General features: G+C 35.2%; 13 protein-coding genes and 1 other annotated feature. Of the genes, 1 reads left to right on the plus strand and 12 read right to left on the minus strand.

What is annotated here, in order from left to right; all coding sequences use genetic code 11:
- Positions 1–186: 186 nt before the first annotated feature.
- Positions 187–1,032 carry an alpha/beta fold hydrolase gene (locus WAK64_RS07870; RefSeq protein WP_336586413.1) on the minus strand — a complete coding sequence of 282 codons (846 nt, stop codon included), beginning with the start codon at positions 1,030–1,032 and terminating at the stop codon, positions 187–189.
- Positions 1,033–2,010: 978 nt separating this feature from the next.
- Between WAK64_RS07870 and WAK64_RS07875 the strand changes: the two genes are divergently transcribed.
- Positions 2,011–2,592: a DUF6241 domain-containing protein gene (locus WAK64_RS07875; RefSeq protein WP_336586414.1), complete on the plus strand. Its 582-nt coding sequence runs from the start codon at positions 2,011–2,013 to the stop codon at positions 2,590–2,592.
- A 266-nt stretch (positions 2,593–2,858) separates the two neighbouring features.
- Here the strand turns inward: WAK64_RS07875 and WAK64_RS07880 are convergent, their stop codons facing one another.
- The 11 genes from WAK64_RS07880 to WAK64_RS07930 form a co-directional block, all read right to left on the minus strand.
- Positions 2,859–3,281, minus strand: a complete 423-nt coding sequence (locus tag WAK64_RS07880; protein WP_336586415.1) for a GNAT family N-acetyltransferase — start codon at positions 3,279–3,281, stop codon at positions 2,859–2,861.
- Positions 3,282–3,364: 83 nt separating this feature from the next.
- Positions 3,365–3,874: an NUDIX hydrolase gene (locus tag WAK64_RS07885; protein WP_336586416.1), complete on the minus strand. Its 510-nt coding sequence runs from the start codon at positions 3,872–3,874 to the stop codon at positions 3,365–3,367.
- A gap of 181 nt (positions 3,875–4,055) precedes the next feature.
- Positions 4,056–4,970 carry a Nif3-like dinuclear metal center hexameric protein gene (locus WAK64_RS07890; protein WP_336586417.1) on the minus strand — a complete coding sequence of 305 codons (915 nt, stop codon included), beginning with the start codon at positions 4,968–4,970 and terminating at the stop codon, positions 4,056–4,058.
- Positions 4,971–5,018: 48 nt separating this feature from the next.
- Positions 5,019–5,246, minus strand: a binding site (T-box leader).
- An 80-nt stretch (positions 5,247–5,326) separates the two neighbouring features.
- Positions 5,327–6,793 (minus strand): phosphatidylinositol-specific phospholipase C domain-containing protein, encoded by a 1,467-nt coding sequence (locus WAK64_RS07895; RefSeq protein WP_336586418.1) that lies wholly within the window; start codon positions 6,791–6,793, stop codon positions 5,327–5,329.
- Positions 6,794–7,184: 391 nt separating this feature from the next.
- Entirely contained in the window at positions 7,185–7,751 is a 567-nt protein-coding gene (locus tag WAK64_RS07900) for a YolC/YozM family protein (protein ID WP_336586419.1), read from the minus strand.
- Positions 7,752–8,478: 727 nt separating this feature from the next.
- Positions 8,479–8,715 (minus strand): DUF3977 family protein, encoded by a 237-nt coding sequence (locus WAK64_RS07905; RefSeq protein ID WP_336586420.1) that lies wholly within the window; start codon positions 8,713–8,715, stop codon positions 8,479–8,481.
- A gap of 192 nt (positions 8,716–8,907) precedes the next feature.
- Positions 8,908–9,921, minus strand: a complete 1,014-nt coding sequence (locus tag WAK64_RS07910; protein WP_336586421.1) for an SDR family oxidoreductase — start codon at positions 9,919–9,921, stop codon at positions 8,908–8,910.
- A gap of 59 nt (positions 9,922–9,980) precedes the next feature.
- Positions 9,981–10,532 carry a cupin domain-containing protein gene (locus tag WAK64_RS07915; protein WP_336586422.1) on the minus strand — a complete coding sequence of 184 codons (552 nt, stop codon included), beginning with the start codon at positions 10,530–10,532 and terminating at the stop codon, positions 9,981–9,983.
- A 136-nt stretch (positions 10,533–10,668) separates the two neighbouring features.
- Positions 10,669–10,809: a hypothetical protein gene (locus tag WAK64_RS07920; RefSeq protein ID WP_336586423.1), complete on the minus strand. Its 141-nt coding sequence runs from the start codon at positions 10,807–10,809 to the stop codon at positions 10,669–10,671.
- A gap of 135 nt (positions 10,810–10,944) precedes the next feature.
- Positions 10,945–12,255, minus strand: coding sequence for a D-arabinono-1,4-lactone oxidase (locus tag WAK64_RS07925; protein ID WP_336586424.1), 1,311 nt, complete (start codon positions 12,253–12,255; stop codon positions 10,945–10,947).
- The gene (locus WAK64_RS07930; RefSeq protein ID WP_419465916.1) at positions 12,243–13,415 is read right to left on the minus strand and encodes an amino acid deaminase/aldolase; all 1,173 of its coding nucleotides are present in this window, start codon (positions 13,413–13,415) and stop codon (positions 12,243–12,245) included. Before WAK64_RS07930 ends, WAK64_RS07925 begins: the two co-directional genes overlap by 13 nt.
- Between the last annotated feature and the right edge of the window lie 230 nt (positions 13,416–13,645).

Genomic DNA, 13,645 nt, shown 5'->3' on the forward strand with positions numbered 1-13,645 from the left:
AAATAGTATTAGCTACTATTTGTTTGCTCTATTATATACTAGTTAATCTTCTGAATTACCTCTAATTCAAATCTTTAAGAATATGACCCTTTTCTGGAATAAGAAAAAAATCCTGTTAACCTTTCAACAGGATTTTTAATGAATTTTTTTAATATATTATCGAGCTCTTTTATAGGAGGTAAATAATTAATTATCCAATTTAGGCCATCGGCTTTTTATGGCATCTACTACTACTGCTGGATGGTCCCAATGTAGCATGTGAGTCGCATCTTGGACTTGTTGAACGTTTCCACCTGCTCTATTTCTGAATGTTTCGCTCGTTTTCCTCCGAAGCTCTTCTTTTGTAATTGGCAAAGTCGCTCTTAGTAATAAAATGTTCTTTGGTAATTTGGCATATATATCTTCTGTTTCATCAAGATGCATGGCTCTTATAATATTGGCAGCCGTTTCTCCACTTGCATGCCATCGTATTTTCCCATTTTCCTCAACACCAAGATTTTTCACTGCCATTTTTAAATAATGAGACCATCTTGACGTTACGGGTTTTTCGGCGTCGATGAACTCTTCCCAACTATCAAAAACACATTCATCAAAATCCTTCTTGTATTCTAGCATTTCTTCCTCCATCGTTCCTGCCCATAAACGTTTCGTTTGATATCCACCATCAATTAAAATCATATCTTTGACTGTTTCTCGGTATTTCGTAACATAAAATAGGGCGACGAAGCTCCCCCAAGAGTGAGATAAAAAATAAAATTGGTCAATTCCGATTGCTTTGATGACTTCGTTGAGCCAAGTGATGATATTTGGCATCTCGTATGCTGCTGCATCTGGAAATGGCGTCGTTTTCCCATGTCCGGGACCATCAATGGCAATCACCCTATACTCTGATTTTAACTGTTCCGCTATTTCTATAAAACTAAGACTTGAGCTACCTAATCCGTGTAAACAAAAGATAACGGGTTTCGTCTCACTCCCCCATTCCGAAATATGAACATTCATGTTTTCTAGCTTAATAACATAGTTTTTCATTCACCAATTCCTCCTAAAAATATTATTTTAACATTCCCTAGTTCCTGCCCTTTCTCCCTTGAAAAATATCATCATTGTGGAAAATGCTAGATTAGCCGCGGTGTTCCCCTATGCAACACCATTTGCCTTCTTACTAGTGAATTTCAACAAAAAAAGACTGCATGAACACAAATGTTCATGCAGTCATATAACTTACAAAAAACGTGACATAAAAAGCACTATCTCGTTCTATTTGCCATAAAAGTTATATAAGTTGCTGAGCAGTGTTCTTAACATTTCAAGCGAAAAAATCATACTTAAAAAAGCACCTAAAGGCACACGTAATTTCGCTATAAAAAAATGGTTAAGAATAACTGCGCATAAAACAACTCCTTTTTCATTTCCACAAATTAATAGTACTGAATATTATCAATTTTGTCTAGAATATTTAAATAAATTTGCTCAATCTTTGCTTAATAAACTTCTTCTCCCTCAAATTCAAAAACATTATTAACATTTCCTCTTCCATATTCGTTCCCAATTCTATAAAATTATGGTAGAGAAAAGAAGAAGCTACTGAACCATTTGATTATTTAATAAAACCCTCAAAAAATATGGAAGTTTCTTATAGGCAGTTTTATTAACTTGCTGTTCCATTACATAGCCTCCATTCATACTGAAGCAGAGAGATAGAAGATTTTGTAAAGGGATGACCAAACCTTTTATTAATAAATAGTTAAGGTTTTTTTTAGAATGGAGTAATTTCTCTCCTATACAATGAAAGCTATCGATAAACATTAAGAGGGTAGAAGAATAAGATACCTTTTCTTACTTTGGATGCCATGTCATCATTGTAAAAAAACTTGAGGGCATAATCAAAGGCTACGATTAACAATTTAGCCCATTGTTAATCGTAAGAAATGGATAATAATCAAGATGATGATTGACCCATTCACTTCATCTTATTAGACAAAACAATAAAAAATAGAGGTGACCTTTTTGAAAAGCAAAATCGTATTTGCAAGTATATTAATTATTACAGCTACTATATTGATTTTTGTAATTATCGGAATCGACTTAGTTAATTGGAAAGAAAATGAACATGCAAATAAACAAAAAGTTGAACAAGAACATCAATTGCTTTTAGATGAAACTATTTCTGAAGAAGAAGAAATAAACAAAGAAGAAGAAGAAAAAGAAGTAGAAGAACAAACCAAAAATATAGGAGGAGAATTGATCTATGAATTAGATCTCGACTCCAGTTCAACACAAGAAGAAGTGATAGAAATAATGCACAATATGACTCATCAAAAAGTGAAAGCTGAAAAAAAATGGGGAGCCATTCCTATGTCCGATAATACGATTAACCAAGTTTATGAGTTTATTTCAACGAGTAATTTTAGTAAAAAAGATGATTTGCTAAGGATTACTGAAAAGTGGAAAAATGGTGATTTTTCTTCTATCGTACAAGACCATAATTATTTCTGGGAATACCAAGGTGGAACTGTTGGCAAAGCGTATGGGGTAATGAGCTCACAAGAAGAAGCTACGTTTATTGAAAATAATTTTAAAGATGAATAAATAAAAATCGAAATAAGAGTTTGACAGAAGTAAGGATTATTCCTTCAATTACATGCTTTGTTCTATCTAATTATCAAAAAGAAGCCATTCTAAAAAAGACTTAAAATGGCTTCTTTTCCTGTGAATCTTTCAATAAGATCGATTACTTTTTCGCTTTATGCAATCATTCTCTAGCATAGTATTAACAATCTCAATAATATTACATCACGATGTGTAATGAAACATTAGTAATTAATTTTTTGTTCCAACACACTTATTTCCATCTATTAGATATCCTTCCTTAAATAGAAATGTTTATAATCTCTCCCCACACCGTCTAATGTCCCATAAATTTCATATCCGTTATCTCGATAAAAATCTAATGCTTGGAAACTTAGCGTATCCACCTTAATAAAATCACATTTATTTTCCTTGGCTGCTCTTTCCATTTCTAGTAATAGTTTAGTCCCATATCCCTTTCCACGCAGTTCTTCATCCATCATAAGGATATGTATTTCCAACCAATTCCAGCATATTTCCCCTAAAATACCTCCATGAACATTCTTATCATCATCTAAGAGAAAAACATTTACTTCCTCGTATCTTCCCCTTAAATCTTCAGGTAAGTGCTTTACATTAAACTCATATAGTTTGTTTTGAATATTTTTTTTATAACGTTCATTTACTTCTTTCGTAAGATGTAATTTCATTTTGCTTTTCACCTCAGTACTCTATTATCACTCATTCAATTCTTATTTCTAAAACGTGATCTACTTTACACAAAAGAGATTTCTTATTTTTTTGAAACCTCTTTTACCCACTCTTCATTCCATTGAAAATATATATCTTCTTCACAACCCACTTGTGTAAAAAGGTGTTTAGGGTAAGGTAAAGCTAGTTCTGGCATCGTGTTTGGATGAAAATAACGAAGTTCAACAGTCTCATCATCTATTGGAGAAAGTTCGCCACCTTCTATTGTACAATCGAACATATACACGTTATATTCCACTTTATGGCCATTTGGATACTGATAACGAAATTCTTTCCCCCCAAACACTCCGACAAGCTTTTTAGGAATGACAGATAAACCTGTTTCCTCCCATACTTCACGGACAACAGATTGGGCAGGTGCTTCTCCAAGTTCTATCGCTCCTGCTGGAAGACTCCATTTTTCCCCATTTCCTTTGTTCTGTAATAAGATTTCTCCTCTTTTATTACGAACAATTCCAACAACACAAGGCAAAAATATTAATTCATTTCCAACCTTTTCACGAAGGCTTTTATAATAGTCTGACATTCCCATATCTTTTACCACCTTAAAAAGAAGTAAACTACCTATTTTACTAAATATTCTAGCTTCTCTAATTAAACATAATACCATTAATTAGAAGTGCTTCATTCTCATTCAACTAGATCTGGAGGTATATTTCAATTTTAATAAAACAGCTCACCATTTTATAAACTCTTCCCCTTACAAATCGGCACTAAAGCCACCATTTTTCTTGAGGAATCATAACGAGGTTCACGTCAAAATGCGAACGAAACCATTCAGACATAAGTGTTTCTTTCACTAAGTATTCCGATGCAGAATGGGAGACACCAATCAGTGACATGGATGTCGTCTTGACATAATTCTTCATTTCTTGATATCTCATCCTCCCGTACTCATTATCAATATGGCAATGAATCTCTCCTGTTACGTAGGCGTCTACTCCTCTTTCCTCAACCTCTTTCATCCATTTCACTTTATCACCGCACCCTGCTACAACAGCGATTTTCTTTATATCCGACTGATGACATCCTTCGAAATCAACATAAGGAGTGTTGAATATCGCTTTTAATTTGGCTATCAATAGTTCCGTATTAGTAGATTGACAGTTTCCGATAATACCAAGATTTCCATGCTTGTCATCGTGAATAAACCCCTCCCTGTTTTCAAGCCCAAGCTGTTCAGCTATTGCCAGACTCGTACTTAAAGTTGGATGATAGTCTAATGGTGCATGACAGGTGTAAATTGAAAGCCCTTTTTCCGCTATTTGATGTAAAAAGTGGTGTTCGATGGGAACAAACCCACGTCCCCATTTCCCAAGTGGATCCCCACATTCCATAACAAGTGGGTGATGCATAAACAATAAATCACCTGGCTCGCTTTTATGAATAAATTTCTCTAATACGTGAGTTGTCGGAAAGACGGCTAAAAACACATTTCGAATGGTTGCTTCTCCTTTGATCATTAATCCGTTGTAAAACTGCGTAAACATTGGTTCAAAGAATGATTTCCAATCAGGTTCATGTTGATACACCTCGGGGATGAATCGACTGAAAGCAGGATCCTTCCCAAAGGATTCAACAGAAAATTCTTTATTTAATGACTCAACAACGTCCTTCAATCGTTCCATAGATTTCCACTCCTTTTTTGTCAAAAAAAAACACGTACTCATCCCTATAATAGGGATGAGTACGTGTAATACCCATGGTTCCACCCACATTCACATCATCTTTACTAAGTGATGCCTCATTCCAACTGTATCGTAGTCAGACGGTACGAACTACTCATCTCTTCACTCGTACAGCTCAAAGGTGGTAAATTTCTTCTAACCATTAGGATGGTCCCAGCAATCCATCCCTCTCTGAAAATGTTAATGAGAAATTCATGTCCTCATCATTGCCTAAATATGTTAATAACCATACTTTAACGGGCAATAAAAAGGAAGTCAACTACTTTTCTTCAATATACTTGAATCCATTTTCCAATCTATTTAACAGCATAAATCTTAACAGTAAAAGATTTCCCTCCTGTGTTTCTTGGGTCTGCAATATAAAATGAATCATTCTTCTTTACAGAAGTATAAGAACCACTCTTTAATGAATTAAACACAATTGGATCTGTCCATATAGCCACATCTTCCTTCACACTAAAGCTAATTGCATCTGCATTGGTGTTTCCAGAAATTTCCCAATATAATTTCTCTGTATTTGCTGGAACATTTACCGTCGTAAAATTATTACTGGAACGATGCTTTTGACCTGATTGTGGTCCGCCCTCTGATGAAATAGTTGCCACTAATGTAAAGTCATCCTTATCCGGCCCATCAAACGTTTTTCCTTCATTCATGTTTTTAATAATATTCACAATATCTGTTTCTTCAAACCAATCCATCATAATAATATTTAAAGGCTCGTCTGCCCAGTCATTTTGAACCCAATTCGGTATTTCATTGTTTGCCAACCTTACAAGATCGTGTAAGGAATCCACAGCCGTTGCAGAAAATGGGTCAATGCCTCCAAGTACTGCATCGACGATGGCATTATCATCTGCCGTTAATACTCCTTGGAGAACAAAAAATTTATTTTGACTAGCTGATTCAATAGCTTCGTCAAGTGTATTTTTTAATACCGTTACATCCGTCGTGTTAGCCCATCTCGATTGCATATTGGTTTTACGATCCCAAATCCATGAATTAAACTCTTCTGCATAAAGGCTTCTTATATCTAGCGTATCCGTATAGCGTTGATGATCACTTCCGTAAAGGACGATCACACGTTTATTCTCACTCCATAGCTGTTCAAGCGGAATATTTACTCCATAGGACGATGGTACTAATAAATCACCAAATGTATCTTGTAATAATGTATTTAAATATTCATAGCTTCTTTCAGTCATTTCATAGAAATGCTGGAAATCAAGAATGACAATTTCCTTCTCGTTTTCATCTAAAAACGTTTTCGTATCTGCAATGATCTCATTGACCCCTTCACCATATAGTCCGTGAAGAGTGCGTAAATTTGTTTCTTGAATTTGGTAGCTATCGAATACTGGCTGCCACACGTTAGGCGCTACACGTAAGTCTAGATAACGAATTCCCTCATTTAATTGTTCTTCAATCGTTAAGCCCTGCGTTTGTGACCAATCTGCTACAATTGATTTTCCAGCTTGAGCAGCCGCGTTTTGAACTAAATTTTTTAAATCCCAAAAATCCGGCCCTGGATCTCTCGGATCGTTTGCATCGTCCATCGTTGCTGTTCCAGAATCATGTGTACCTGGTAAAATGACCTCTCGTAATGTTTGCTTACCAAACTCAGGTGTACTTGAATAAACTTGTTCCATCCAATTTGCATTCGATTCTGCTGCAGAAACTACAGCCGGATTGTGAAAAGTAGGTGTGGCAAATAACGTAAATAACAAAATAATAGCTACTAATTTCGAAACTAGTTTCATCATAATTTCTCCTTATGTTTATGTATTTTTTAACAATTCAATTTAATTGAATTTTCTGTTATTTTTTTACATTAATTAACAGAATTCAATTTTATGATGACTCAACTCCACCTACATCCCCCTTTACATTATTTTTCTATTACAATTTCAACACTTTCCTGTTCATCATACCATTAAATGAAATATTTTTGACAAATTATTTCTATAAGAATAATATTCTTCCACTCTTTATATCGGAGTCTATAGATTACATAAGACTTCCCATTTCCAATTGTTGGTTTGAATAAAGCTTGGCCTTTAACATTCACAAGTCTTCATCGCATCGTCAACAAAAAGAAGCCCTATTAAAAAAGATTACTGAAAAGGGCTTGTTCTTCTGAAGTTATAGGCTGATTTAAGATTTAATTACTTGAATTTTATAAGAAATATCCTTGACAAGGAGTGCAGTATCCTTGGAAGTCAATAAGTTTTCTATCTCAGATTTTAACCCTTCACTTGATAGTCTACTATTCTTAGGAATCGTTACCGTAATCATTGGTTCAGGTTCAATAGAAGGATAGTGAACTTCAATACCAGTATAATTCTTTTCCTTAATGTAATCATACACAATACCATTAAGATCCTTCAATGCGCTCTCCATTTCCAACTCTCGTATGCTTTTTTTAAAAACTTCAATCTTGTAGTGGACCAAATCGGATACAGCAATATTTTTCTCTAAATAATCTCGAAATTCTTGTTCACTTTTGGATTTGTCCATTCCAATCGATATGATAGGGTCAGTACCACCTATTCCGAAACTGAATAAACCATATTCTTCTCTTGCATCTTCTAGGACAGCTGCAATACGATCAGAACGAGCTTCTTTACTATCACTCGCCGTTGCATCCTCCTTGTTGATCATCATAGTAACTAAAAATACGGACACACCCCCAGCTATTAAACCCATCATAAACTTCTTCATTCAATATCTTCCTTCCTTATTAGTTTTAGATTACTGACTAAACCCTAGTACTTATTTAACTATTGTGATTAACCATTTAAAAACAATCATCTTAAAATAACTCTAATATTACAATAATTTTCCAGGAAAAAGACATGATGTTAGATCATTGCAGTCGATAGTTTGTAAATCTTGAACATTTCCATTTCCTATTAAACTATCCTGCACTATTCTTGAACAAAAAAGAACTAGTCATTGAATACCTTTAAAGATTAAGGAGTAGCGATAAAACCAGTTTTCACATCTTTCTTAAAACCTACGTTTTCATAAAATAATAATGTCTCTTCTTTTTTTGACCCTGTGAGTAGCATTACTTTATAACAGTGTTGTTTCCATGCACTTTCTAAGGCATGGCTATTAGCTCATTCTTTATAGTGGTCAGTAAGTTGATGAAAACCATTATTATAATAATTTTTGACAAGAAAATGAACTATCATTGTACTTCTCCAATAATCATAAAATATTGCTGAGTATTCTTCGTTTTGGTTCGCTGATTCCCCCAACATATTGAGAGAGTATTCACCATATTTCTCTTCATATTTGATTCAAACATTTCTTCCGACAAAATCAATTTTTCGTGGGATATATGTTTACACTTTAAGTTTGGTCACTTTTCTGGAATAACACCCATTCGTATATTAATAAGATTAGTTGAATGCCATTATAGCCGTCATTTCTACAACAAATCTTATTTACTGACAATCCCTACAATAAACTTAAATTTTTTTCTTTTTTTCTTCATTCTTTTAAATCCCTCGATTGAATCTATTATTAATACAGAGTTTCCAATCCAAATTCTCAAGTAAAGGGACTGAAGATTTATTGGACGTTTAATTCCTTTTTCTTCACATTCTGTACCATCTTCTAATTCTATTTCTGTTCTAATGAACCAACTATTTCCGATACCAATTTCAATATATTTCAAAAGCAACCTCTTTCTATCAAATATTATTATTTATTCCATTATTTCAAATATCGATATATTTAACAATCTCCTTTTTCCAAAACCTGGTCCATTCCACAAAAATCGGGCGCACTATTCAATAAGCGCTCCCGATTACATAAAACATATATTCAAGATACATTTCGTAAGCCTTTCCACTACAGTTAAGTTCGTTTAATGATTACGAAACCATTCCTTTAAAATGTCTTTTTCTCGCTCTAATGATAACCCAGCTCTCCTCGACTCCAACTTTCGATTTTGATTCCACGCAAATGTATCTCTAATGGTATCTGAAATAGGTCTGATTTCTAGTCCTTTCTCAATCGCCTTTTCAAAATTCATGCCATAATCACTGTCAGTTGGAACCCACAAGGGAAGCTCTATCCAAGGTTGGACATTCTGAGCTACTAAAAAATCCTTACTTGCCCATACAAAGTTTGCATCAGTATTTAAAACTCTTTTACAGGAATGTAATAACTCGCCCATGGAAAGTTTTCTTTTCGGCCCCGTGACATTAAAAATTCCAGTTTCATTTTTTTCGGCCATTAAAATTATCCATTTAGCAAGATCTCTAACATCGATAAACTGAACTTTTCGTTCTTCATTATCTGGAGCCAAAATATTTCCACCAAGTGAAACGCGGTATGGCCAATAAGTAAATCTATCTGTCGAATCATTCGGACCAACGATTAATCCTGAACGCACGATGAGACATTTTCCATCCATTTTTTTAATGACTTCCTGTTCACTTAAATACTTTAAAGGCCCGTAATATTCCTGATTAAATCGTCCTGATTTTTCTTCTGTAACAGAATCTAACTCCTCTTTTGATAACGTTACTATTTCAGATTCCTCGTTAATTTCATCTTCATGAAAAAGGTTTTTATATACAGATCCACTTGAAATAAAGATATACTGTCCAACTTTATTTGATAATATTTCTACACTTTTTGAAACAATTTCAGGTGTATATCCACAGGTATCGATTACTACATCCCATTCCTTATCTCTTAACTTTTCAAGATCACGTTCATTTTCTCTATCCCCAATAATTCTTTCAATATCTTTAAATAAGGATGGATTGGATTTTCCTCTATTAAACAAAGTAATGCTATGTCCCTTTTCTTTCGCCGATTCTACAAGATACCGTCCAAGAAATCGAGTTCCACCAATAATAAGAAACCTCATAGCTTTCCTCCTATTAATAAACTTAAGGAATCTAGTAATGCTAATTCATAACCATGACCTTATTCTGAAGCCATTGCATCTGCTTTAGTCCTATGAATAGTACCAAATGGGTGGTTTGGAGGCGCATAGATTGAATATAGTTTTAAAGGGACGTTTCCTGTATTTATTACGTTATGCCATATTCCAGCCGGTACCATAATGGCCGAGTCACGAAAAATGCTTCTTTGCATACTTAATTTTTCTCTATCCTTACCCATTTGTACAATTCCTTGACCTTGTTCAACTCTTAAGAATTGATCAGTGTTAGGGTGAATTTCCAAACCGATATCTTCCCCAACGTTGAGACTCATCAATGTGACTTGCAAATGATTTCCTGTCCATATTACCGTTCGATACGTATTGTTTTGTTTGGTGACTTCATCAATATTTGTAACAAATGGACTTGCACCGAAATCTTTTAACACAATCCTATTATGACGATCAATTGGTCGATACGGAGCATATGCCTTATTAAAAATAGCCCTAGAACCATAACCTGTAGAATTTTTGTAAGTATGTATCGGTAAATTCCCGTAGGAAGGATACCGATATATGCATGGCACATAGTACATTCCTTTAATCCCCTTCCATAAGATAATTTATAATTACAAATTATCTTATGTGCTATAGGAGAGGAGTGTACTTACTCAATGTATCTTTTATAAAAACATCAGCTATTCGTATCAACAGGACATGTTAAGAAAGTTTTTATTCCCTAATCAATGCATTGTTATAAATTCTACCAATCGTTGTCCATCTCAATCGTATTTCTCCCGTTCCACCTTCGTTTATTTCTATCGATGTGTCATCTGTCAACCAAGCATTCCATCCTTGAGATGTTGAAATCACTTTACTTCTTCTAAAGGTACATTAATGTAGGTTTTATGCTCAATACCTGGCATTCGCACGACTCTCCTTCTCATTCTTATAAACGGAAAGAGGAACTCCTAGAGATAAGAGTCCCTTCGTTCACTTTAAACAAGACTAAATAGCGAATATCTTACTTAAATAATCATTCATAAACAAGTCCTTAGGATCCATTTGTTCCCTTAGTTTTATAAAATTCGGCATCATTGGGTAACGACGAATAACGTCATCATAGGTTAAGGTATGAAGCTTTCCCCAATGTGGTCTTCCATCATATTTATGGAAAATTTGTTCAACTTTACGGAAGTAATCCTCATAAGGCATTCCCTTATACATATGGACGGCAATATACGCAGATTCTCGTTGGTAAGCAGGACTTAACCAAAGATCATCCTCTTTGACGAAACGACATTCAATTGGAAAATGGACAGCAATATTTTCTCTCTTAATCATGGCTAAAATCTCTTCTAGCACTTCTTCAAAATGTTGTCTTGGAATAGAATATTCCATTTCATTAAACTTGACCGATCGTACGGTTGAGAACAGTTCGTAGCTCGGTCCAATCATCGTCGTATTAGGGACGGACTTTGCTGAGAATCGACTAATGGAAGAAGACCAGGTAGGTTTTCTGCGTGCCATCTCACTTAAAATGGAAAACGCGCTGTTTTCAAGCTTACTCGCCTTCCATTTTTCAAACGCATAAGATGAACCATGCTCAGAGGTTTTATTCATCTTCTTAACCTGAATTGTAGAAGAATAGGGAAAAGCATAAAATTCAAAGTGCTCATTTTTCTCAAGCAAGCTCGGTAGCTCAGCTAATGTTGCTTTAAGTTCAGCTCGATGACTCGTATGCTTAAAATTTTGTTTCGGGGTAATTCTAAGCTTCATTTTCACCACAATTCCTAGTAATCCAAGCGACAATGCATGTGCCGGAAACACATCGGGATGCAGCTTTCTAGAGAAGGAAGTCACCTTTCCATCGGCTAAAACGACCGTGACTTCCTCAATTTGTGTAGCTAATATACCATGATTAATGCCTGTACCGTGCGTACCTGTTAACAGAGCGCCACTAACAGATTGCACGTTTATGTCCCCTAAATTCTCTTGTGAATAGCCTAATTCATGCAATTCGTTACCAAGTCTGGATAGCTTTGTCCCAGCCCACACTTCTGCTGTATTCTCATCCTCATTCACTTCTATTACACCTTGTAAGTGATCTAAAGATAATAAAATATCCCTAGTTTTTATTAATGGCGTAAACGAATGACCTGAACCTATAACTCGGATTTTTCGATTTTGAGAAGAAGCAAGATTTACAATTTCTACTATCTCTTCTATACTCGTCGGCTTATGAATGAATTCTGGTTGAAACCGAAACGATTCTGACCAATTGTACATAGCTTGAGATGTTTCTTTTAATGAAAGCATTGTCCATCCCCCCGATAGGTCGTATATGAATCTATTACTTGATCATTTTCAACAAGTTGAATGTGAGTAAATCGTTCAGCCAGTTCCCCCGCTTTACTATGTCGAAAAACAATCACATCCCCAATTGCTAACGGCTGATCACCATTATTCTTAAATGGCGTTTGGACCTCTCCCGTACCTTCTAAAGAAACGAGCTCGCTTCCCTTCGGAAGATGAATGAGCGGCTCTTTTTCTTTGCCGGTGGCACCACTAGCAATATAGCCACCGCTATAGCTTGTATAAATATCATTTTCTGGTTGTCTTACAATCGGTGAAGTAAAAAACAGACTCGGCTCATATTGAAATGCACGATAATAATCAAAAAGGTGTGGTGCATATAAGGCAGACCCAACTGTAACTTCTGTCACGGCCTCTTCTTCTCTTGTATGATGCAAGCTTCCTGTCCCGCCTCCATTACTAAATCTAAGCTCTATCCCTTCACTTTTTATCGCTTCCACAATCGCTTGTCTTCTTCGAGGGTAATCCTGTAACGATTTCCTTTTCAAATAGGAAATAACCCCATTTTTCATGGACTGTCCAGGCATTGAATCCGCAACACCCGCAATTTGTGCTTCATACCCCATAACGCCGTCTAAAATAAGCGTAGGATACTTTTTACTTTCACGAACAAGTGTTGCTACTTGATGGGAATGTCTAAGTGGAGAGCGTTTAACGCCAAAATGAAAGCCAAAATAACGAAGGCTTAAATCAATATCTAGGCATATGCGAAATTTCGCGGAGGATTCGCTAGCGATTTCATGTAATATTTCCATATGACTGATAGAGTCAATCATGATTGTGATTACTTTCTCTTTATGGTACAGGTTAGCAATTTTTACAAGTGCTTGGCGATCTGTGGTTGGATAGGCTAAAAGTAAATCATTGAACCCTTTCTCTGCTAAGAAGACACATTCATTAGGGTTGTAACACATAATCCCCCGATAGCAATCGTGAGAATTAAGAACTCGCTCAAGTAATTTAACAGAACGAATTGACTTACTTGCAATTCGGACATTTTTCCCATTTGCTAAACTTGCCACTTTTTCAATATTACGATCAAATGCTTTTATGTCTAAGTATACCGCTGGTGCTGGAAATGAATTAAAAGTTTGATAGTCGATCAATAAACACTCCTCCTTCCCTTAACTTTTTATACGTAATGAATTCTCGTTCCATATCCAATATCCTTTTTCTTACCTACTCGTTTTAAAAGATTCTTCTATACACAAAAATAGTAGAACGTTTCATCAACACTCTTTCAACAAAATCACCGATGGAACGATCCACTTGTCCTCTTACATCCGATTCACTTAGCTCATTTTCATCTAAACTACCTACTCATTATCAAGAA

The organism is Bacillus spongiae (assembly GCF_037120725.1).
Taxonomy (GTDB): Bacteria; Bacillota; Bacilli; order Bacillales; family Bacillaceae_K; genus Bacillus_CI; species Bacillus_CI spongiae.